General features: G+C 72.4%; 21 protein-coding genes. 4 read left to right on the forward strand and 17 right to left on the reverse strand.

The window, feature by feature from the left end; all coding sequences use genetic code 11:
• Positions 1-4: 4 nt before the first annotated feature.
• The 7 genes from gatC to ABZ576_RS14770 all read right to left on the reverse strand — a co-directional run bounded on the left by gatC (position 5) and on the right by ABZ576_RS14770 (position 8,697).
• The gene (gene gatC / locus ABZ576_RS14740) at positions 5-301 is read right to left on the reverse strand and encodes an Asp-tRNA(Asn)/Glu-tRNA(Gln) amidotransferase subunit GatC (RefSeq protein ID WP_360739908.1); all 297 of its coding nucleotides are present in this window, start codon (positions 299-301) and stop codon (positions 5-7) included.
• Between the two features lie 211 nt (positions 302-512).
• The gene (locus ABZ576_RS14745; protein ID WP_360739910.1) at positions 513-2,750 is read right to left on the reverse strand and encodes a bifunctional diguanylate cyclase/phosphodiesterase; all 2,238 of its coding nucleotides are present in this window, start codon (positions 2,748-2,750) and stop codon (positions 513-515) included.
• Positions 2,751-3,009: 259 nt separating this feature from the next.
• Positions 3,010-5,205 carry an NAD-dependent DNA ligase LigA gene (gene ligA / locus ABZ576_RS14750; protein ID WP_360739912.1) on the reverse strand — a complete coding sequence of 732 codons (2,196 nt, stop codon included), beginning with the start codon at positions 5,203-5,205 and terminating at the stop codon, positions 3,010-3,012.
• Between the two features lie 15 nt (positions 5,206-5,220).
• Entirely contained in the window at positions 5,221-6,228 is a 1,008-nt protein-coding gene (locus ABZ576_RS14755; RefSeq protein ID WP_360739916.1) for a methionine synthase, read from the reverse strand.
• A 56-nt stretch (positions 6,229-6,284) separates the two neighbouring features.
• Positions 6,285-7,307 carry a helix-hairpin-helix domain-containing protein gene (locus tag ABZ576_RS14760; RefSeq protein WP_360739919.1) on the reverse strand — a complete coding sequence of 341 codons (1,023 nt, stop codon included), beginning with the start codon at positions 7,305-7,307 and terminating at the stop codon, positions 6,285-6,287.
• A 144-nt stretch (positions 7,308-7,451) separates the two neighbouring features.
• Positions 7,452-8,150 carry an SDR family oxidoreductase gene (locus tag ABZ576_RS14765; RefSeq protein WP_360739921.1) on the reverse strand — a complete coding sequence of 233 codons (699 nt, stop codon included), beginning with the start codon at positions 8,148-8,150 and terminating at the stop codon, positions 7,452-7,454.
• 7 nt (positions 8,151-8,157) lie between these two features.
• The gene (locus tag ABZ576_RS14770) at positions 8,158-8,697 is read right to left on the reverse strand and encodes a TIGR00730 family Rossman fold protein (protein ID WP_360739924.1); all 540 of its coding nucleotides are present in this window, start codon (positions 8,695-8,697) and stop codon (positions 8,158-8,160) included.
• 65 nt (positions 8,698-8,762) lie between these two features.
• On the opposite strand from ABZ576_RS14770, the gene ABZ576_RS14775 reads away from it, so the two are divergent.
• A complete protein-coding gene (locus tag ABZ576_RS14775; protein WP_360739925.1) occupies positions 8,763-9,086 on the forward strand; it encodes a DUF427 domain-containing protein in 324 nt (107 codons plus the stop codon).
• Between the two features lie 37 nt (positions 9,087-9,123).
• Positions 9,124-9,906: an alpha/beta hydrolase gene (locus ABZ576_RS14780; protein ID WP_360739928.1), complete on the forward strand. Its 783-nt coding sequence runs from the start codon at positions 9,124-9,126 to the stop codon at positions 9,904-9,906.
• 84 nt (positions 9,907-9,990) lie between these two features.
• Here ABZ576_RS14780 and mnmA read toward each other — a convergent pair whose 3' ends face one another.
• Positions 9,991-11,121: a tRNA 2-thiouridine(34) synthase MnmA gene (gene mnmA, locus ABZ576_RS14785; RefSeq protein ID WP_360739931.1), complete on the reverse strand. Its 1,131-nt coding sequence runs from the start codon at positions 11,119-11,121 to the stop codon at positions 9,991-9,993.
• A 60-nt stretch (positions 11,122-11,181) separates the two neighbouring features.
• Between mnmA and ABZ576_RS14790 the strand changes: the two genes are divergently transcribed.
• On the forward strand, positions 11,182-11,844 hold the full coding sequence (locus tag ABZ576_RS14790; RefSeq protein ID WP_360739933.1) for an N-acetylmuramoyl-L-alanine amidase: 663 nt from the start codon (positions 11,182-11,184) through the stop codon (positions 11,842-11,844).
• Between the two features lie 4 nt (positions 11,845-11,848).
• Here the strand turns inward: ABZ576_RS14790 and ABZ576_RS14795 are convergent, their stop codons facing one another.
• The 3 genes from ABZ576_RS14795 to ABZ576_RS14805 all read right to left on the reverse strand — a co-directional run bounded on the left by ABZ576_RS14795 (position 11,849) and on the right by ABZ576_RS14805 (position 13,742).
• A complete protein-coding gene (locus ABZ576_RS14795) occupies positions 11,849-13,018 on the reverse strand; it encodes a cysteine desulfurase family protein (RefSeq protein ID WP_360739934.1) in 1,170 nt (389 codons plus the stop codon).
• Between the two features lie 121 nt (positions 13,019-13,139).
• Positions 13,140-13,421, reverse strand: coding sequence for a DUF4190 domain-containing protein (locus ABZ576_RS14800; RefSeq protein ID WP_360739937.1), 282 nt, complete (start codon positions 13,419-13,421; stop codon positions 13,140-13,142).
• A gap of 153 nt (positions 13,422-13,574) precedes the next feature.
• Positions 13,575-13,742: a hypothetical protein gene (locus tag ABZ576_RS14805; protein ID WP_360739939.1), complete on the reverse strand. Its 168-nt coding sequence runs from the start codon at positions 13,740-13,742 to the stop codon at positions 13,575-13,577.
• A 145-nt stretch (positions 13,743-13,887) separates the two neighbouring features.
• On the opposite strand from ABZ576_RS14805, the gene ABZ576_RS14810 reads away from it, so the two are divergent.
• Positions 13,888-14,514 carry a TetR family transcriptional regulator gene (locus ABZ576_RS14810; protein ID WP_360739942.1) on the forward strand — a complete coding sequence of 209 codons (627 nt, stop codon included), beginning with the start codon at positions 13,888-13,890 and terminating at the stop codon, positions 14,512-14,514.
• A gap of 96 nt (positions 14,515-14,610) precedes the next feature.
• Here ABZ576_RS14810 and ABZ576_RS14815 read toward each other — a convergent pair whose 3' ends face one another.
• The 6 genes from ABZ576_RS14815 to ABZ576_RS14840 all read right to left on the reverse strand — a co-directional run bounded on the left by ABZ576_RS14815 (position 14,611) and on the right by ABZ576_RS14840 (position 21,146).
• Positions 14,611-15,795: an IS30 family transposase gene (locus ABZ576_RS14815; protein ID WP_360740070.1), complete on the reverse strand. Its 1,185-nt coding sequence runs from the start codon at positions 15,793-15,795 to the stop codon at positions 14,611-14,613.
• A gap of 147 nt (positions 15,796-15,942) precedes the next feature.
• On the reverse strand, positions 15,943-16,839 hold the full coding sequence (locus ABZ576_RS14820; protein ID WP_360739944.1) for a thioesterase family protein: 897 nt from the start codon (positions 16,837-16,839) through the stop codon (positions 15,943-15,945).
• A gap of 80 nt (positions 16,840-16,919) precedes the next feature.
• Positions 16,920-17,579 (reverse strand): trimeric intracellular cation channel family protein, encoded by a 660-nt coding sequence (locus tag ABZ576_RS14825; RefSeq protein WP_360739946.1) that lies wholly within the window; start codon positions 17,577-17,579, stop codon positions 16,920-16,922.
• Positions 17,580-17,683: 104 nt separating this feature from the next.
• A complete protein-coding gene (locus ABZ576_RS14830) occupies positions 17,684-19,051 on the reverse strand; it encodes a dipeptide ABC transporter ATP-binding protein (RefSeq protein WP_360739949.1) in 1,368 nt (455 codons plus the stop codon).
• The gene (locus ABZ576_RS14835; protein WP_360739951.1) at positions 19,048-20,142 is read right to left on the reverse strand and encodes an ABC transporter ATP-binding protein; all 1,095 of its coding nucleotides are present in this window, start codon (positions 20,140-20,142) and stop codon (positions 19,048-19,050) included. The genes ABZ576_RS14830 and ABZ576_RS14835 overlap by 4 nt, the downstream gene beginning before the upstream one ends.
• Positions 20,139-21,146, reverse strand: coding sequence for an ABC transporter permease (locus ABZ576_RS14840; protein ID WP_360739953.1), 1,008 nt, complete (start codon positions 21,144-21,146; stop codon positions 20,139-20,141). The genes ABZ576_RS14835 and ABZ576_RS14840 overlap by 4 nt, the downstream gene beginning before the upstream one ends.
• Positions 21,147-21,155 lie beyond the last annotated feature (9 nt).

Below are 21,155 nucleotides of genomic sequence, written 5' to 3' on the forward strand. Positions count from 1 at the left end.
GTGGTCACTCCTCCCCCAGGATCTGCGGCACCTTGAAACGCTGCTGCTCCTGGGCGGGGGCGCCGGAGAGCGCCTGCTGCGGGGTGAGCGAGGGACGGACCTCGTCCGCCCGCATGACGTTCGTCAGCGGGAGCGGGTGCGAGGTCGGCGGTACGTCTTGGTCGGCGACCTCGCTGACGCGGGCTACCGCGCCGATGATGTCGTCGAGCTGGCCGGCGAAGTGGTCGAGTTCTTCGGGCTTCAGCTCCAGACGCGCCAGCCGGGCGAGGTGGGCGACCTCCTCGCGCGTGATGCCAGGCATGCAGCGATCCTCTGGGGTGAGTGTGTGTGGTTTGGGCCCAATCCTATGGGGCGGGCCGCCGTGCGCGTGAAACGGTTTCGCGCGGCCCCGCTCGCACCGGCGCCGCCCGGGCCGGGACGCGCCCCCCGGGACGGGGGCGCCGCACGGGCTCCCGGACCTCCGGGAGGCTCTCCGCGGTGGCCCCGCCGGGGCGGATGCCGGCGGCAGGTGCCTACTCGGCGGCCGGGAGCGCGGCGCGCGGCCGCTGCCACCCGCGGGTCCCGCGGGCCAGCAGCCAGGCCGTGGTCTCGTCCGGCGGCATCGCCGCGGCCACCAGCCAGCCCTGCACCGCGTCACAGCCCAGATCCCGCAGCCGCTCCCAGGTCTCGTCGTCCTCCACGCCCTCGGCGACGACGAGGAGGCCCAGCGAATGGGCCAGGTCGACGGTGCACCGCACGATCTCGGCGTCCTCGTTGTCGACGGCCAGCCGGGCCACGAAGGAGCGGTCGATCTTCAGCTCGCTGACCGGCAGCCGCCGCAGGTGGACCAGGGAGGAGTAGCCGGTGCCGAAGTCGTCCAGGGACATCTTCACGCCGTGGCCGGTGAGTCCGGCGAGGGTGTCGGCGGCCCGCTGCGGGTCCTCCAGCAGCACGTGCTCGGTGATCTCCAGCTGGAGCGCTCCGGCGGGGACGCCGTGGCGGGCCAGCCGGGCGGCGACGGAGCCGGCGAAGCCGGGGGTGTGGACGTCGCGCGGGGAGACGTTGACGGCGACCGGGACCCGCAGGCCCTGCGCGCGCCACCGGGCGACCTGACCGAGGGCGGTCTCCAGCACGTACTCGGTGAGGTGGGGCATCAGCCCCGAGGACTCGGCTATCGCTATGAACTCGTCCGGCGGAACCTTCCCGCGCTCGGGATGCACCCAGCGGACCAGCGCCTCCAGGCCGGCGACCTGTCCGTCGAAGCGGACCTTGGGCTGGTAGTGGAGCTGCACCTCGTGCGCGTCCAGCGCCCGGCGCAGGTCGCCCAGCAGGCCGAGGCGGTCGGGGGTGTTGGAGTCCCGCTTGGACTCGTAGACCTCGACGCCGGTGCGGTCCCGCTTCGCCTGGTACATCGCGACGTCGGCGCGGCGCAGCAGTCCTTCGGCGTCGAGCGCGTGGTCGGGGAAGACGGCGACGCCGGCGCTGGCCTCCAGGACGAGGGTCAGCCCGTCGAGGTCGAGGGGGGAGCTGAGGGCGGCGACGAGGCCGCGGGCGATGCGCGTGGCCGACGTGGTGGAGTCGGCTACGGGCAGTAAGACGGCGAACTCGTCACCGCCGAGCCGGGCGGCCTCCGCCCCGCGCGGCAGGGCGAGGCGCAGCCGGTCGGCGATCTGGAGCAGCAGCCGGTCGCCGGCCAGGTGACCGAGGGTGTCGTTCACCGACCGGAAACGATCGAGGTCGATCAGCATGAGCGCGGCGCGGGCGCCGATGCGGTCGGCGTCGTCGAGGGCGGTCCAGATCCGTTCCAGCAGCCACTGCCGGTTGGGCAGTCCGGTCAGCGGGTCGCGCAGCTGCTCCTCCGCACGGGCCCGGGCCATCCACAACGTGGAGTCCAGGGCGATGAGCGGGATGGCGAAGAGCGGCAGCAGGACCGGCTGGGCGTCGGCGACGACGCACACCAGGGGCGCGATGCCGAGCAGCGCGCCCGCGACCAGGCCCTGTCGGACCAGCGCGGTGCGGGCGATGGTGGGCACCCCGCCGCGCGGCGCGTGCAGGTACCACAGCAGGCCGCGGCTGACGGCGAGGTAGACGCCGGCGACCAGGACCACCTCGGGCACCGTGGCGACGCTCCAGCTGTCGGGCCGCCAGGGCTCCTCCACGCTCGGGACCCGGCCGAACGCGCCCAGCAGCAGGGCACCGGCGCCGATGCCGAGGATGTCCACCGCGCCGTGCAGCACGCCCTGCCGCCAGCGGTGCCGGCGCGCGATGCCGACCAGGACGACCACGGTGAGGCTGACCAGCCCTGCGGGCACCCAGCCGTACAGCAGCAGGACGGCGAGGGTGAGGGCGGCGCCCGAGCCGGTGCCGCCCCACCAGCGGGCGCGGCCCAGCATGACGAGGTGGCCGACGATGACGCCGGTGAGCAGGGCCAGGGCCCAGCCGACCGTGCCGCAGGGGAAGAGGGCGTGGTGCTGGGTGTAGGCGCGGTAGAAGCCGGCGCCCAGGGCGAGTCCGGCCGCGGCGACGACGGCCGCGGGCAGCGCCGGCCAGGGCACCGGGCGCTCGGAGTCGGCGCCGGCCAGGCCGGGCGCGGGCTCGACGGCCGGCGGGAGGGGGGCGCGGGCCTCGACGGCGGTGCCCGGACCGGCCGGGCGCGGCTGCACGCCCGTCCGTCCCTCGGCCCGCCCGGTCCACCGGTTCCCCCGCCACGCGCCCGCGCGGCGGCGCAGGCGCAGCCGTGAGTCCGGGGCGGCGCTCTCGGTCGGTTTCATTCCCGTCCCTCTCACAGCCGGCGGTGCCCACGCCACGCGGCCCGATGACCGACAACCATCAGCAGCTCCGCGCCGAAGAAACCTTCCCCGCGCCTGTGGAGAGCACGGAGCTGCCCCAGCCGCAGCTGGGCACGGCAGGCGCACACCTCAACAGTAGGCCGCGGAAGGCTTCCACGGGCAGCGGTCTCCGACGGTTGCCCGAATGCGCCCGGGCCACCCGTATGCATCTGATATGCGCCGATCGGGTGGCCTTCAACCGCTACTCCCCGGTCGGAAGCGCGACTTCGGCCGCCGCTTCGGGGCCCTGTTCCAGGAGAACGCCGAACCCGTCCTCGTCCAGAACCGGAACTTTCAGCTGCATGGCCTTGTCGTACTTCGACCCGGGGTTGTCACCCACAACGACGAACGCGGTCTTCTTCGAGACCGAACCGGTCACTTTCGCGCCCCGGCTCTGCAGTGCCTCCTTGGCCCCGTCCCGGGTGAAGTTCTCCAGCGTGCCGGTGACGACGACGGTGAGCCCCTCCAGCGGACGCGGCCCCTCGTCCTCGCCGGAGGACTGGTCCTCCAGCGGGACTCCGGCGGCCTTCCACTTGCGGACGATCTCGCGGTGCCAGTCCTCGGCGAACCACTCCTTGAGCGCGGCGGCGATGATCGGGCCGACGCCGTCGGTGGCCGCCAGCTCCTGCTCGGTGGCCTGTTCGATGCGCTCGACGGAGCGGAACTCCCGGGCCAGGGCCTGGGCGGCGACCGGTCCCACGTGCCGGATGGACAGCCCGTTCAGGAACCGGGCCAGCGGACGGGTCTTGGCCGCCTCGATGTTCGCCAGCAGGGCGAGGGTGTTCTTCTTCGGCTCGCCCTTCTGGTTGGCGAAGACCGTGACGACCTTCTCCTCGCCGGTCCTGGGGTCGCGCTTGGGCAGGCCGCTGTCGGGGTCGAGGACGTAGGCCTTGATGGGCAGCAGCTTCTCCACCGTCAGGTCGAACAGGTCGCCCTCGTCGACCAGCGGCGGGTCGGCCGGCTCCAGCGGCTGGGTGAGCGCCGCGGCGGCCACGTCGCCGAAGTGCTCGATGTCCAGGCACTCGCGGCCCGCGAGGTAGGAGACACGCCCCCGCAACTGCGCCGGGCACGTACGGGCGTTGGGGCAGCGGAGGTCGATGTCGCCCTCCTTCATGGGCCGCAGCGCCGTCCCGCACTCGGGGCACTCGCCCGGCATCACGAACTCCCGCTCGCTGCCGTCCCTGAGGTCGGCCACCGGGCCGAGGATCTCCGGGATGACGTCGCCGGCCTTGCGCAGGACCACGGTGTCGCCGATGAGGACGCCCTTGGCCTTGACGACCTCCTGGTTGTGCAGGGTGGCGAACTCCACCTCGCTGCCCGCGACCGTGACCGGCTCGACCTGGGCGTACGGCGTGACGCGGCCGGTGCGGCCGACACCCACCTTGATGTCGACGAGCCTGGTGTTGACCTCCTCCGGCGCGTACTTGTAGGCGATCGCCCAGCGGGGCGCCCGCGCGGTGGAACCGAGCCGCCCCTGGAGCCGGATCTCGTCCAGCTTGACCACGACGCCGTCGATCTCGTGCTCGACGGAGTGGCGGTGCTCGCCGTAGTGGGCGATGAACTCCCGGACGCCGTCCAGGTCGTCCACCACGCGGTTGTGCCGGGAGGTGGGCAGGCCCCAGGTCTTCAGCAGGTCGTAGGCCTGGGAGAGCCGGGCCATGCCGGAGTAGCCCTCCAGGGCGCCGATGCCGTGGACCACCATGTGCAGCGGGCGGGTGGCGGTGACCCGCGGGTCCTTCTGGCGCAGTGAACCGGCGGCCGCGTTGCGGGGGTTGGCGAAGGGCTTGTCGCCGGCCGCGACGAGCCGCTCGTTCAGTTCGAGGAACTTCTCCATCGGGAAGTAGACCTCGCCGCGAATCTCGACCAACTCGGGCACCTCGTCGCCCGCGAGCCGGTCGGGGATCTCCGCGATCGTGCGGACGTTCGGCGTGATGTCCTCGCCGGTGCGGCCGTCCCCGCGGGTGGCCGCGCGCGTGAGGCGGCCGTTCTCGTACGTGAGGTTGACCGCCAGGCCGTCCACCTTCAGTTCGCACAGGAAGTGGTACTCCTGGTCGCCCAGCTCCCTGGCGATGCGGTCGGCCCAGGTGGCCAGCTCGTCGTCGTTGAAGGTGTTGTCCAGCGACAGCATCCGCTGGCGGTGCTCGACCGCGGTGAACTCCGTCTCGTACGATCCCGCGACCTTCTGGGTCGGCGAGTCCGGGGTGCGCAGCTCCGGATACTCCTCCTCCAGGGCCTCCAGGGACTTCAGGAGCCGGTCGAACTCCGCGTCGCTGATGACCGGAGCGTCCTTCACGTAGTACCGGAAGCGGTGCTCCTCGACCTGCTCCGCGAGCTGCGCGTGCTGGTCGCGGGCCTCGGCGGGCACCGCCGTCGTCTCCGCCTGCTTGTCGCCGGCCACCGTGTTGTCCTCCCGTTACTCTGGGTTGTCCGCGAGGGATCTCGCCGCCCGGGCGCAGTGGGCGAGCGCCTGGCGCGCGTAGGCGGGGGAAGCCCCCGCCAGACCGCACGCCGGGGTGACCGTGACCGTCTCCGCGAGCAACCCCGGATTCAGCCCCAGCCTGCGCCACAGCGTCCTGACACCCCTGACGCTACCGGCAGGGTCTGACAATGGGCCGTCCGTGCCCGGGACGACACCGGCGAACAGCCGGGTGCCGCCCTCGACCGCCTCACCGATCGCCTCGTCGTCACGCTCGGTGAGGAGGGAGGCGTCGAAGGAGACGGCGGCGGCACCGGCCCGGCGCAGCAGGGCGAAGGGCACGTCCGGCGCGCAGGAGTGCACCACCACGGGCCCCGGGTCGTGCGCCCCGATCACGTCCCGGAGCGTGGCCTCCACGATCTGGCGGTCCACCGCGCGGTGCGTGCGGTAGCCGCTGGCGGTCCTCACCTGTCCGCGCAGCACGGCGGTCAGGGAGGGTTCGTCGAGCTGGAGCACGAGCCGGGCGCCGGGCACGCGCCGCCGCAGCTCGGCGAGGTGCAGGTGCAGCCCCTCCGCCAGCGAGGCGGCGAGGTCGCGGCACGCGCCGGGGTCGGACAGGGCGGCCTCGCCGTTGCGCAGTTCCAGGGCGGCGGCCAGCGTCCACGGCCCGACGGCCTGCACCTTCAGATCACCGGCGTAGTCCTGGGTGAACTCCTCCAGGGCGTCCAGGTCCTCCCCCAGCCAGGACCGCGCCCGCCGGGTGTCCCGGCCGGGCCGGTCCCCGAGCCGCCAGCCGCTGGGCTCCACGCGCGCGTACAGCTCGACCAGCATCCCGGCGGTGCGTCCGATCATGTCGGCGCCGGGTCCGCGCGCGGGCAGTTCCGCCAGGAAGGGGAAGTCCTCGAAGGACCCGGCGGCGGTCTTGGCGGCTTCCCTCGCGTCCCCGCCGGGCAGGGAACCCACACCGGTGGCCCCGGGGAACCTGAACTGGCTGTTTTCGCTCACCAGGGAAGCGTAAGCCCCGCCCGGGACCGGCCGGCCGGCCGGTGCACCGCCTGCCGTCAGCTGCTGTACAGCGGGGGGAACCCGGTGCCGCGCATGCGTTCCAGATCACCGTCGAGGCGCGTGCGGACGTACTCCGGGAACTCGCGGAACGGGCGGAAGGCGAGCGGCCGGAAGTACGCGGCCGGGCGGGTCTCCCGCGGCCTCTGCCGGATGGCGCTCAGGTGCTCGGCCAGGTCCCACGGCCGGGCGAACCACAGGCCCACGGCCTCGTAGCGCTCCGTGGGCGCGTGCGCCCGGCCGATGACCTGGGCGTGCACGAGGAGGACCGGGGCGTCCAGGCTCGCGGCCGAGGCCGCGATGTCGTCGCAGTCGGTCGTGTCGAGCTGGAACATGCCCATGGGGGCCCCTATCCCGCCGTGCGGCAGGGCGCTGCGGCCGCTCTTCAGTTCCAGCCCCAGCACGGGCTCCCCGGTGGGACGGCTGGCCACGAAGTCCGCGCTCGCCACGCGGCCGGCGTCCGAACGCTTCGCCCGGGGCCGCAGTTCGACGGGGTCGGTCTCGGTCAGGGTGAGGGCGGGCTCCTCGCCGAAGGCCGCCGCCCAGGACTCCGCCACGAACCGGGCCGAGGCCAGGCTCCGCCCCACCGACCTCATCACCCGGTCGCACGTGCCGCACAGGAACCACTGGGTCAGGCGGACCTCGGTCAGGGCGTTGCAGTGGCCGCAGTAGCCCTCGACGCGCTCGCCCGACACCCAGGCGGGAGGGCGGCCGTCGAAGGCGCGCGAGCTGTACGCCTCACGGCACTCCCCGCACAGGAAGTACGAGCGCAGCTCGGCGTCCCGGGCCGGCTCCGAGTGCCGGGCGCACTCGTACGCGGCGTACGGGTCGGGCGCGAGCGACAGGCCCGCCCCCGCGAGCCGGTCGAGTATCTCCCGCACGGTGGTCGGGCCGATGCCGCCGAGCGCCCCGAGCTCACGCTCGTTCAGCCCCAGCAGCGCGTCGATCCCCGGCACTCCCGCGCGGGCCAGCCTCTTGCGGAGCGCAGGTCCGAGTTCGACGCGCTCCTCCCCCCACAGCACGGCCGTTCCTCCCCCGATCCGATCATGCGAGGTCCCCAAGGTAACAGCACGTCAGGCCCGTCCGGCCCGCTGCCGGCGGGCGGGGGGGCCGGACGCGCGCCCGCTGCCGGCGGGCGGGGGGCCGGACGCGCGCCCGCCGGGAGGTCACCGCCCCGGCCGTACCGTCAGGTCGTTGACCTCCGCGTCCTCGGGCAGGTCGAGGGCCATGAGGATCGTCGTGGCGACCGACTCGGGGTCGATCCACTTCGAGGCGTCGTACTCCTTGCCCTCCTGCTGGTGCACCTTGGCCTGCATGGGGCTGGCGGTGCGCCCGGGGTAGACAGAGGTGACGCGGACGCCGGCCGCGTGCTCTTCCTGGCGCAGGGAGTCGGCGAGGGCCTTCAGGCCGTGCTTGGAGGCGGCGTACGCCGACCAGCCGGCGTGCGCGGTGAGGCCGGCGCCGGAGTTGACGAAGATCACATGGCCGCGGGCCGCCCGCAGCTGGGGCAGGAAGTGCCGGGTCAGCTCGGCCGGGGCGATCAGGTTGACGTTGAGCTGGTGGCGCCACGCCTTCGGGGTCAGGTCCCCGACGTCGCCGAGGTCGACGACGCCGGCGATGTGCAGCAGGGAGTCCACGCGGTCCGGGAGCGTCTGGTGGGAGAACGCCCAGGACAGCTTGTCGGGGTCCGCGAGGTCGCCGACCAGGGTCCGCGCGCCGGGGAACTCGGCCGCCAGCTCTTTCGCGCGGCCCGCGTCGCGCGCGTGCAGCACGAGGTCGTCCCCGCGCGCGTGCAGCCGGCGGGCGACGGCCGCGCCGATGCCGGAACCGGCCCCGGTGATCACATGAGTAGCCATGCCCGCCATGCTCGCATCACCGGGCGCCGAGCTGCTCCTCCAGGTGGGCCAGCGCCCCGGCCGGCTCGTCCGCGAAGAAGACCAGCTCGGCCAGCGGGCGGGGCAGGAAGCCCTCGGCCTCCATCCGGCGGAACTGCTCGCGCAGGCCGTCGTAGAAGCCCGCCGTGTTCAGCAGGACGACCGGCTTCTCGGTACGGCCGTGCTTCTTCAGCTCCAGGATCTCGGTGGCCTCGTCCAGCGTGCCCGTGCCGCCCACCATGATCACCACGGCGTCGGCCTTCTCCAGCAGCAGCTTCTTGCGCTCGGCGAGGTCGGCGGCGATGACCATCTCGTCGGCACCGGGGCGGACCTTGTTCGCCAGGAACTCCACCGAGACGCCCAGCAGCCTGCCGCCCGCCTCGTGCACCCCGTCGGCGACCACCTTCATCAGGCCGACGTCGGAGCCGCCCCAGACCAGGGTGTGACCGGCCTTCCCGATCAGTTCGGCGAACTCGCGCGCGGGGCGCGTGTAACGCTCGTCGAGGTCGGCGGCGGACAGGAAGACGCAGATGTTCATGGCCCCTACCGTACGGTCCCCGCGCCGGGCGGGAAGAAGCGCGGTGCCCGCGGTGCTGAACCGGCATGACCCGAGGACACACGATCACGATCGAGAAGAGCGAGCGGCACGTGCGCGTGGTGCACGGCGACCTGGTGCTCGCGGAGACCGACCGCCCCCTGGAGCTGCGCGAGACGGGCTGTCCGGTGCGGTACTACATCCCCGCCGAGGACGTCCGCCTCGATCTGCTGACGCCCTCCGACACGCACACCGTCTGCCCCTTCAAGGGCACGGCGTCCTACTGGTCGCTGCCCGGCGCGCCCGACCTCGTCTGGGCCTACCCGGACCCCGAACCCGGCGTGGCCGAGATCGCGGACCACTACTGCTTCTACGAAGCCGACGTGTCGTGACCGGCGGGCGCCGCGCCGTGCGGCAGTCTGCACGGCCATGGACAAGAAGACGACTTCCCGCGATGGAACCTCCCTCGCCTACCGGGTGACCGGCCGGGGGCCCACGGTGATCCTGGTGTGCGGCGCGATGTCCACCGGCGGCACCGTGGCACCCCTGGCAGAGCGCCTCGCGGAGCGCTGTACGGCCGTCGTCTACGACCGCCGGGGCCGCGGCGAGAGCGGGGACACCGCGCCGTACGCGGTCGAGCGCGAGGTCGAGGACCTGGCCGCGCTGCGGGACGCGGTGGGCGGCGACGCGGCGCTGTTCGGGGTCTCCTCGGGCGGCGCGCTGGTGCTGCGGGCGGCGGCGAGCGGGCTGCCGGTCCCCCGCGCGGCCGTGTACGAGGTGCCGTACGCCGATCACCTCCAAGGCGGCGCCACGCGGGAGGCCACGTACAAGGAGCAGCTGACCAGGGCGCTGGCGGAGGGCCGGCGCGGGGACGCGGTGGAACTGTTCCTGCGCCTGACGGGCCTGGGCGAGGAGATGATCCGGGGCGCCCGCCAGTCGCCCATGTGGGCCGGCATGGAGGCCGTCGCGCCCAGCCTCGCCTACGACGACGCGGTCATGGGCGACGGGCTGCTGCCCCGGGACCGCCTCGCCGGGATCGGCGCGCCGGTGCTGTCGGTCGCGGGCGGCGCGAGCCCGGAGTGGATGCGCGCGGCGTCCCGCGAGATCGCCGAGACGGTGCCACGGGGCAGCCACCGGGTCCTGGAGGGTCAGACCCACATGGTGGAGCCGGACGTCCTCGGGCCGGTGCTGGCGGAGTTCTTCACGGCGTGAGGGCAGTGTTCTTCACGGCCTGAGGGCAGCGGCCTTCACGGCGTGAGGGCAGCGGCCTTCACGGCCTGAGGGTGCCGGGCGGGCTCAGACGGCCGCCGCCCTCGCGCGGGTGGTCGACGCGATCGTCGCCGATCCCACCACACGCGTGCCGTCGTACAGCACGATCGCCTGTCCCGGGGCGACCCCGCGGACCGGCTCGGTGAAGGCGACCCTCAGTTCGCCGCCGACCAGCTCGGCGGTCACCTCGGTCTCCCCGCCGTGGGCGCGCAGCTGGGCGGTGTAGGTGCCGGGGCCGGTGGGCGCGGCGCCGCACCAGCGGGGCTTGATCGCGGTGAGGGCGGTGACGTCCAGGGCGGTGGCCGGGCCGACGGTGACCGTGTTGGTCACCGGGGAGATGTCGAGGACGTAGCGCGGCTTGCCGTCCGGGGCCGGGGTCCCGATCCGCAGGCCCTTGCGCTGGCCGATCGTGAAGCCGTAGGCGCCCTCGTGCGTGCCCAGCCTGGCGCCGGACTCGTCCACGATGTCGCCCTCGGCCTTGCCGAGCCGCTGGGCGAGGAAGCCCTGGGTGTCGCCGTCGGCGATGAAGCAGATGTCGTGCGAGTCGGGCTTCTTGGCCACGGCCAGACCGCGGCGCTCGGCCTCCGCGCGGATCTCTTCCTTGGTGGTGACCGTGTCGCCGAGCGGGAACAGCGCGTGCGCGAGCTGCTTCTCGTCCAGCACGCCGAGCACGTACGACTGGTCCTTCGCCATGTCGGAGGCCCGGTGCAGCTCGCGGGAGCCGTCCGCGTTCACGATCACCTTGGCGTAGTGGCCGGTGCAGACGGCGTCGAATCCGAGGGCCAGCGCCTTGTCCAGCAGCGCGGCGAACTTGATCTTCTCGTTGCAGCGCAGGCACGGGTTCGGGGTGCGGCCGGCCTCGTACTCGGCGATGAAGTCCTCGACCACGTCCTCGCGGAAGCGGTCGGCGAGGTCCCAGACGTAGAACGGGATGCCGATGACGTCGGCCGCGCGGCGGGCGTCACGCGAGTCCTCGATGGTGCAGCAGCCCCGCGCGCCGGTGCGGAAGGACTGCGGGTTCGCGGAGAGCGCGAGGTGGACGCCGGTGACGTCGTGGCCGGCCTCCGCGGCGCGCGCGGCGGCGACGGCGGAGTCGACTCCACCGGACATGGCGGCGAGGACGCGGAGGGGGCGGGTGCGCTGCGGGGTGTCAGTCATAGCCCTTCCAGGGTACGGGGAGGCGGGAACCAGGTCGGCCGCACATCCGTTGACGATCACATGGGGGCGACGGTGGAGACGACGGCGGGCGACGGCGACCGGCGGCTGGGGCGGCGGGCGCTGCTCGTCGGCGGGGCCGCGGCGGCCGTGGGCACGGCGGTGCTGGCCCGGGAGGAGCTGTCCCGGCTGTGGTGGCGGCTGCCGGGGGTGGACAAGCCGCGGGTGGCGGGCGCGGTCGACTTCCGGGGCGCGCGCTGGGTGGCGGCCGCGCCGGCGAACTACCGGCGCGCGGACCGGCCGGCCGACTACCGGCTGGACCGGGTGGTCGTCCACGTCACGCAGGGCGGCTACGCGTCGGCGGTGAAGGCTTTCCAGGACCCGGCGCACGGTGCGGCGGCGCACTACATCGTGCGCCGGGACGGGCGGATCACCCAGCTGATCCGGGAGCTGGACGTCGCCTTCCACGCGGGCAACCGCGCGTACAACGAACGCAGTGTCGGCATCGAGCACGAGGGCTTCGTGGAGGAGCCCGGCTCCTTCACGGACGCGATGTACGCGTCCTCGGCACGGCTGACGGCGGCCATCTGCCGGCGCTACGGCATACCCGCCGACCGGGACCACGTCATCGGGCACGTGGAGGTGCCGGGCACGGACCACACGGACCCCGGCCCGCACTGGGACTGGGACCGGTACCTGCGGCAGGTCCGCCGGGCCCGCCCCTGAGCGGTCAGGTCAGTCCGGCCGCCCGGGCCCGTTCCACCACCGGGCCGATCGCCTCGGCGACCGCCTCCACGTCCGCCTCCGTGGAGGTGTGGCCGAGGGAGAAGCGCAGGGTGCCGCGGGCCAGGTCGGGGTCGGTGCCGGTGGCCAGCAGGACGTGGCTGGGCTGGGCGACGCCCGCGGTGCAGGCGGAGCCGGTGGAGCACTCGATGCCCTGGGCGTCCAGCAGGAGCAGCAGGGAGTCGCCCTCGCAGCCGGGGAAGGTGAAGTGGGCGTTGGCCGGGAGCCGGCCCTCGGGCGCCGGGTCGCCGCCGAGGATCGCGTCCGGTACGGCGGCGCGCACGGCCTCGATCAGCTGGTCGCGCAGGGCGCCGATCTCGCGGGCGAACCACTCGCGCTGCTCGGCGGCGAGCCGGCCGGCGACGGCGAAGGAGGCGACGGCCGGGACGTCCAGCGTGCCGGAGCGGACGTGCCGCTCCTGGCCGCCGCCGTGCAGGACGGGCACGGGGGTGTGCTCACGGCCGAGGATCAGGGCGCCGATGCCGTACGGCCCGCCGATCTTGTGCCCCGACACCGTCATCGCGGCGAGGCCGGAGGCGTCGAAGTCGACCGCGACCTGGCCGAACGCCTGAACCGCGTCGGCGTGCAGCGGGACGCCGAACTCGGCGGCCGCGTCGGCGAGTTCACGGACCGGCATGACCGTGCCGATCTCGTTGTTGGCCCACATCACGGTGGCCAGGGCGACGTCGTCGGGGTTCCGGGCGATGGCCTCGCGCAGCGCCTCGGGGTGGACGCGGCCGTAGGAGTCGACGGGGAGGTACTCGACGGTGGCGCCCTCGTGCTCGCCGAGCCAGTGCACGGCGTCCAGCACGGCGTGGTGCTCGACGGGGCTCGCCAGCACGCGGGTACGGGCCGGGTCGGCGGCGCGGCGGGCCCAGTACAGGCCCTTGACGGCGAGGTTGTCGGCCTCCGTGCCGCCCGAGGTGAAGACGACCTCGCTGGGGCGGGCGCCGAGCGCTTCCGCGAGGCTCTCGCGGGATTCCTCGACCGTGCGGCGGGCCTGGCGGCCGGACGCGTGGAGGGAGGAGGCATTGCCCGTGATGCTCAACTGGGCGGTGAATGCCTCTGCCGCCTCCGGGAGCATGGGGGTCGTCGCGGCGTGGTCGAGGTAAGCCATGGTGAGGCCGATTCTACGGGCCCCGGCAGCCGGCTTCGGCGGTGCGTGGGGCACTGTCGGCCGGAGGTGCCCCGTCGTCCTCGGGGCTCGGGCGTCCTGCCCGCCCGCCCGGCTTCCCGCGTCACAGGCTCCAGGAGACCGTGCCGGTCACTTCCATCACCGTGACCAGGACCACCAGGTCGGCGATGCCCAGCGTCAGGCCCAGCCAGGCGCGGCCCCGGCGGGTCGTGCCGCGCCAGAGGGCGACCGCGGCCAGGACGATCGCGACCGGGCCGAGGAAGACGTTGAGGACGAGCAGGCCGAGGAGGCCGAGGATGAAGGACGCGACGGCCATGCCGTCGGCGTCACGCGTGCGCGGACGGGTGTCGGTGGTGCGGCCGTTGGCCGGTGCGGTGAGTTGCATGGTGCTCAGCTCCTGGGTTCCTTTCCGGTGGCCGGCCGACGGGGACCGCTGGCCGGCCGACCGGGGTCAGGTGGTCCGTCGGCCGGGATCCGGCGGCCGGCCGGCGGGTCGGCGGCCGGCCGGGTCCGGTGGCCGATCGGCCGGTTCCGGTGGTCAGTTGGCCGAGGTGCGCCGGCGTCGGCCGTGGCGCTCGCGGACGGCGAAGACGGCGAGCCAGACGCCGATGACGGCGGCCAGGACGGCGGTGACGCTCAGCGGTGCGTGGGCGACGGTGCCCAGCACGACTCCGAGCAGCATGAGCGCGGCGACGAGGAACAGCATGGGATCGGATCCCCCCTCCTAGATACCTCGTGGTCAGCCGGTGTGAAGTTTGGGTGAACAGTTGTAGTAACAGTTGTTCACTGACTTCGAGTCTAGCGCTCCGGACGGCTTTTCAATTACGGAGAACAGTTGTTAACTGGATGACATGAGTCACACCCTCGGCATCCGGCAGGCCCAGAAGCAGAAGACCCGGCAGGCGTTCCTCGACGCGGCGCTCGCGCTGCTGGAGGACCAGAGCCTGAGCAGCCTGGGCCTGCGCGAGGTCACCCGGGCCGTCGGTGTCGCACCGACCGCCTTCTACCGGCACTTCCGCTCCACCGCCGACCTCGGTGTGGCGCTGGTCGACGAGGCGCTGGGCAGCCTGCACCCGATGGTGCGGACGACGGTGTCCACGACGGGCGACAGCGAGGAACGCATCGCGCGTGCCATCGAGTTGATCGCCCGTCACGTAGACGCGTACCCCGCACATGTCCGTTTTATCGCCCGGGAACGGCATGGCGGGGTCCAGCCGGTGCGCGAGGCCATCCGGGCCCAACTGCACAGGTTCGCCGAGGAGGTCAAGAACGAGCTGGCCAAGGACCGGGAGGCGGCGGGCTGGAGCGACGACGACCTGCTGATGCTCGCGCACCTCTACGTCGACCAGATGCTCATCACCGCCTCCCTCTTCCTGGAGGCCCTGGAGGCCCCGGAGGAGGAGCGGGAGCGGGTGACCCGGCTCGCCGCACGCCAGCTGCGACTGATCAGCATCGGCCGCAGCCACTGGCTGCACTGAGCGGGCCGGCCGGCCGGCCACGACAGACGCGCCGGCACCGGGACGCAAGGCGGCCCCGGCGCGGGGCGAATTCCAGGCGTCGTAGCAACACAGTGATCAACTGGCTGTCGCCAGGAGCTTAGCGAGGCGCTCGGCTGGGGTTTCCCAGCCGAGCGTTTTGCGTGGGCGGCTGTTCAGTTCGGCGGCGACGGCCGCCAGGTCGTCGGGGGTGTGGGCCGCCAGGTCGGTGCCCTTGGGAAAGTACTGCCGCAGCAGACCGTTCGTGTTCTCGTTCGAGCCGCGCTGCCAGGGGCTGGCCGGGTTGCAGAAGAAGACCGGGATGTCGGTGGCGACCGTGAACGCCTTATGGGCGGCCATCTCCGAGCCCTGGTCCCAGGTCAGGGACCGCCAGAAGTGACGCGGGAGCGTCTGGACGGTCGTGGCGAGCGCGTTGCGGGTGGCGATGGCGCTGTGGCCCACGGGCAGGTGCATGAGCATCAGGTAGCGGGTGGAGCGTTCGACCAGTGTCCCGATGGCGGAACGTCCGTCCTTGCCGATGATGAGATCGCCTTCCCAGTGACCGGGCACCGCCCGGTCCTCGGCTTCCGCCGGCCGATCACTGATCATCACCATGTCCTTCACGGCTCGGGACGTGCGCTTGTGGGCCTGGCGGTGCGGGCGCCTGACGGACCTGCCGGTCCGCAGGGAGCGGGTCAGCTCCCTGCGCAGTTCTCCGCGGCCCTGGACGTAAAGGGCCTGGTAGACCGTTTCGTGGACCACATGCATCTCCGGCCGGTCGGGAAAGGCGGTCCGCAGAGCCTGGCAGATCTGCTCGGGGCTCCACCGGCGTCCGAGGTGCTCCTGGATGAAGTCCCGCAGTTCGGGGTTCCGGCCGATCTTGCCGGGCTTGGGCCGGGGAGGGCGCCGCTCGGCCCGGCGATGGGCATGGAAGGGCTGGTAGGCGAAGCCGCCCTTGGGCATGGGCCGCCGGTTGCGGCGTATCTCACGGCTGATCGTCGAGGGGCTGCGGCCCAGCTCGGCGGCGATCTGCCGGACGGACGCCTTCTCACGCAACCGGTCAGCGATGTGGATGCGGTCGTGCTCCTGGAGGTACCGCGATGCGGTGGGCGGCGGTTCCTCCGCTACCGGTGGCCCGGACGTACGCCCGTGGCCGGGGTAGATCGGAGGAACCGCCTTAAGGCCCTTGCCCGGCGAGTGGTGGCCGTTACGCCACTTCTTCCCGGTGCGGAGGTTGATCCCGATGATCCGGGCCGCTTCCCGGGTGCTGTAGCCCTGCTCCATGAGCTGGAAGTATGCGGCCCGCTCCCGGGTCAGCTTGCCGCCCCCCGACGTCCTGTCCTTGCGGATCTCGAAGTCCATCGCACCCCTTGAACTGGGGTGTTGCGACAACCACTAGAACTCAAGCGGGGCCGGGGCCGGTGTGCGTCGCTAGCCGAGCCGGACGCGGGCCAGCTGGCGGGACTGGGCGACCAGGCGGTCCTCGCTGTCCCACACCTCGGCGTCCTCCTCCAGGAAGCCGCCGGCCAGGTTGCGGGTGGTGATCGACACGCGCAGCGGGCCGGGGGCCGGGCGGTGGCGGACGTGGACGGTGAGTTCCACCGTCGGCACCCAGCCCTTCAGACCGATCTCGAAGGCGGTGGGCGGGAGGGCGTCGACGGCGAGGAGCAGCGAGAGCGGGTCGGCGTCGCGGCCGTCGGCGAGACCGAACCAGGCGCGCATCTCGCCCTTGCCGGACGGTGAGCCGAGCGCCCAGCCGAGGGTGGCCGGGTCCAGCTTCAGCATCAGCCGCTCGGTGATGGCGGAGCTGCCCTCGACCGGGGCGGGTCCGTCCTCGGGACCGAAGCACTGGTCCATCGGCGGGATGGGCGGCGGGGTGGCCGTCGTACGGACGTCGTCGGGGAGGGCGGCGAGGTCGCCGTAGGAGGCGAGGACGCGGATGCGCTCCACCTCGTTGCCCTCCGCGTCGTACTGGAAGAGCGAGGCCTGGCCGGTGGACAGGGTGCGGCCGGTGCGCACGGTCTCGGTGCGGACGACCGCGGGGCCGGGCTGCGAGGCGGTCAGGTAGTGCGCGGAGATGGTGAACGGGTCGGGGTGCGGCAGGGTGTCCGCGAGGGCCCGGCCGAGCACGGCCAGCAGGTAGCCGCCGTTCACCGCGCTGATGATGGTCCAGCCGGCGGAGAGGTCGATGTCGTAGACGCCGGGCTCACGCCGGACGACCGCGGTGTCGCGGTCGAACTCGCTGTCGCCGATCACGGCCCGCGACGCGGGCCCGCCCGCTCCGGTGAAGCCGAGAGTGGGGGAAGGTGCGGAAGCTGCTTCTGGCATGGCTGAACGGTACAGCAGAAAACTACTAAGCGGTAGCTTTTTCCCTGTGCGCGACGACCGCGCCGGCTCCCCCGCCGGTCCTACTCCTCCGTCACCGTCGACCGGCGGTTCCACGCTCGCGGCGCTCGCCAGTGGAACCGCATCGCGAGCAGGCGCAGGACGAAGGCCGTGACGACCGCGAGCCCGGTGGTGAACGGGGTCAGGGTGTCGTAGCGGATGCACAGGACGATCATCGTCGCACCGACCATCGCGGGGACCGCGTACAGGTCGCGGTCCCAGCGCAGCAGCGAGGGCACCTCGTTCGCCAGCACGTCCCTGAGCACACCGCCGCCGACGGCGGTCGCGAGGCCCAGCGTCGCCGACGCGGTCAGACCGAGTCCGTAGCTGTACGCCTTCGTCGTACCGCTGACACAGAACAGGCCGAGACCGGCCGCGTCGAAGACGAGCACCGCCGCCTGGATGCGCTCGACGTGCGGGTGCAGGAAGAAGACGACGAGCGTGGCGAGCAGCGGGGTGACGAAGTACCCGAGGTCCGTGAAGGCGGCCGGGGGTACGGCTCCGATGATCAGGTCGCGGAAGAGTCCGCCGCCCAGCGCGGTGACCTCGGCCATGACGGCGATGCCGAAGACGTCGAAGTTCTTCCGGACGGCCAGCAGCGCGCCGGAGATCGCGAACACGAAGATGCCGACCAGGTCGAGCGTGTGCTGGACGGAAGGACTGAAGAGTTGCTGGAGCTGCACCCTGACATTCTCACCCGTCGGCGTCGGCAAACCTTACAAAGCCAGGTTGGCCGGGCATGGCAGAACGGGAGAGCACAGCGCTCTCCCGCTCGCAGCCGTACGCGTTACTTGTCGGCCGGCTCGTCGGCCGACTTCTCCGCCGACTTCTCCGTGGACTCCTCGGCGGGCTTCTCCGCCGTCTTCTCGGGGGCCGGGGTGTCCTCGGAAGCCGCCGTGGGCTCGGTCGCGCCCGGCTCCTCGGCCGCGCCCGGCTCCGCGCTCGGCTCCTTCGCCGCGCTCGGCTCCTTCGCCGCGCTCGGCTCCTTCGCCGGGGCCGGCTTCTCCTCGGTGGGCCGCTCCTTGGGCTGGTCCGCGTCCGGCACCAGCTCCGACGCCTTCTTCGCCGCCGACAGCAGGACCGTGTCCTGCGGGGCCTGGTCGGCGAAGTTCTCCGGGTGGTGGCAGGCCACCCGCTGCCCCGGCCTCAGCTCCACGAGCTGCGGCTCGGTCGTCTGGCAGATCTGCGTCGCCTTCCAGCAGCGGGTGTGGAAGCGGCAGCCGGAGGGCGGGGCGATCGGGGACGGGACGTCGCCCCGGAGCAGGATGCGCTCGCTCTTCTGGCCCCGGCGCTTGGTGTCCGGCACCGGCACCGCGGACATCAGCGCCTTGGTGTACGGGTGCATCGGCGACTCGTACAGCGAGGTGCGGTCGGCGAGTTCCACGATCTTGCCGAGGTACATCACCGCGATGCGGTCCGAGACGTGGCGGACCACCGAGAGGTCGTGGGCGATGATCACGTAGGTGAGGCCCAGTTCCTGCTGGAGGTCGTCCATCAGGTTCACGACCTGCGCCTGGATCGACACGTCCAGCGCGGAGACCGGCTCGTCCGCGACGACCAGCTTCGGTTTCAGGGCGAGCGCGCGGGCGATGCCGATGCGCTGGCGCTGACCGCCGGAGAACTCGTGCGGGTAGCGGTTGTAGTGCTCGGGGCTGAGACCCACCAGCTCCAGGAGCCGCTGGACCTCCTTCTTCACCCCGCCCTCGGGCTCCACGCCCTGGAGCCGGAAGGGCGCCGAGACGATCGAGCCGATGGTGTGGCGGGGGTTCAGGGAACCGTACGGGTCCTGGAAGATCATCTGGATGTCGCGGCGCAGCGGGCGCATCTGCCCGCTGCCCAGCCGCGTGATGTCCCGGCCCTCGAAGGTGATCCGGCCGCCCGTCGGGTCCTGCAGCCGGGTGATGACCCGGCCCATGGTCGACTTGCCGCAGCCCGACTCGCCGACCACGCCCAGGGTCTCGCCCTTGCGCACCTCGAAGTCGATGCCGTCGACGGCCTTCACGGCACCGACCTGGCGCTGGAGGATGCCCTTCTTGATCGGGAAGTGCTTGGTCAGGTTCTCGACCTTGAGCAGCACCTCGCGCTCGTCCGGGGCCGACGCCTGCTCCGGGACCGCGGCCTCGGCGACGGGGTCCGTCTTCTTCGTCTCACTCACAGCTTCGGCGCAATCTCTTCGGTCCAGATCCGCTGGCGGTCCTCGGCCGAGAGGTGGCAGGCGGAGAAGTGCCCGGTGTCCACCTGCTCCAGCTCGGGGCGCACCGTGCGGGTGACATTCCCCTTGGGGATGTCCGCGTACGGGCAGCGCGGGTGGAAGGCGCAGCCCGAGGGGACGTTGATGAGGCTCGGCGGCGAGCCCTTGACCGGGATGAGCCGTTCGGAGGTCTCGCGGTCGATGCGCGGCATCGAGCCGAGCAGGCCCCAGGTGTAGGGGTGCTGCGGCTGCTCGAAGACCTCCGCGGCCGGACCGCGCTCCACGCAGCGGCCGCCGTACATCACGAGGACGTCGTCGGCGATCTCGGCGACCACACCGAGGTCGTGGGTGATCATGATGACCGCCGAGCCGAACTCCTTCTGCAGATCCCGGATGAGGTCGAGGATCTGCGCCTGGACGGTCACGTCCAGGGCGGTGGTCGGCTCGTCCGCGATGAGCAGCTCGGGGTTGTTCACCAGCGCCATGGCGATCATGGCGCGCTGGCGCATACCGCCGGAGAACTCGTGCGGGTAGCCGTCGACGCGCTTGGCCGGCTCGGGGATGCCGACGCGGTCCAGCATCTCGATGGCCCGGGTGCGGGCGACCTTCTTGCTGACCTTGTGGTGCACCCGGTACGCCTCGACGATCTGGTCGCCGACCTTGTAGTAGGGGTGCATCGCGGACAGCGGGTCCTGGAAGATCATCGCCATCTCACGGCCGCGGAGCTTGCGCACCTCGTCCGGGGCGGCGGTCACCAGTTCCTTGCCGTCCAGCCAGATCTCGCCGGACATCCGCACGTTCTTGCCGCGCGTGCCGAGCCGGTGCAGGCCCATGATGGCCAGCGAGGTCACCGACTTGCCGGAGCCGGACTCGCCCACGATGGCGAGGGTCTTGCCCTTCTCCAGCGTGAAGCTGAGCCCGTCGACGGACTTGACCAGGCCGTCGTCGGTCGGGAAGTGCACCTTGAGGTCGCGGACCTCCAGGAAGGCTTCGGGTACCTGGCGGCCGGGGGCGGGCTCGCCCACCGCGGCGCCGGTCTTGGAGAGTTCGGTCACGAGAGCCTCACCCGCGGGTCGGCGGCGGCGTAGACGACGTCCACCAGGAGATTTGCGATCACGACGAAGAAGGCGGCGAGCAGGGTCACGCCGAGGATGGGCGGCAGGTCGTTGTCATTGATGGCCTTCACCGCGTACTCGCCGATGCCGTGCAGCGAGAAGACGTACTCGGTGATCAGGGCGCCGCCGAGCAGCAGGCCGAGGTCCATGCCGAACACGGTGATGATGGGGGTGAGGGCCGCGCGCAGTCCGTGCCGGACCACGACGTTGCGCTCACGCAGGCCCTTGGCGCGGGCCGTGCGGATGAAGTCCTCGTTCATCGTCTCCAGCATGCCCGAGCGGGTGAGCCGCGCGTAGATGGCGGAGTACAGCAGCGCCAGCGAACACCACGCCGGGAAGAGGGTGTTGGCCCACTGCGAGGGGTTCTCGGTGAACGGGACGTAGGTGGTGCCGAAGATCGGCCACTGATAGGTGAAGAGCAGGAGCGCCAGGTTGCCCGTGAAGAACATGGGCAGCGAGACACCGGCGAGCGCGACGCCCATGAAGGTGCGGTCGAAGAACGAACGGGGCTTCAGTGCCGAGACGACACCGATCGCCACGCCGGACAGCAGCCACAGCACGGCGGCACCCGCCGCCAGCGAGACGGTCACCGGCATGCGGCCGGTCAGCTGCGGCCAGACGGCCTCGTGCGTCTTGAAGGAGTAGCCGAAGCAGGGCGCGTTGCAGTGCACCGTGCTGGGACCGACGTTGTAGTCGGCGCCGACCACGATCCCCTTGATGAAGTGCCAGTACTGGACGTAGACGGGCTGGTCCAGTCCGAGGTTGTGCTTGACCGCGGCGATGTCCGCCTTCGACGGGCTCTTGCCGATGTACTGCTGCGCCAGCTGGTCCGCTGTCTGGCCGGCGAGCCGTGGCAGCAGGAAGAAGATGGCAAAGGTGACCGCGGAGACGACCAGCAGCAGGATCACTGCCGCGAACGTCCGGCGGAGGATGTACGAGATCACGGGGACCGG

Origin of the sequence: Streptomyces sp. NPDC013455, assembly GCF_040632975.1 — a bacterium.
Taxonomy (GTDB): Bacteria; Actinomycetota; Actinomycetes; order Streptomycetales; family Streptomycetaceae; genus Streptomyces.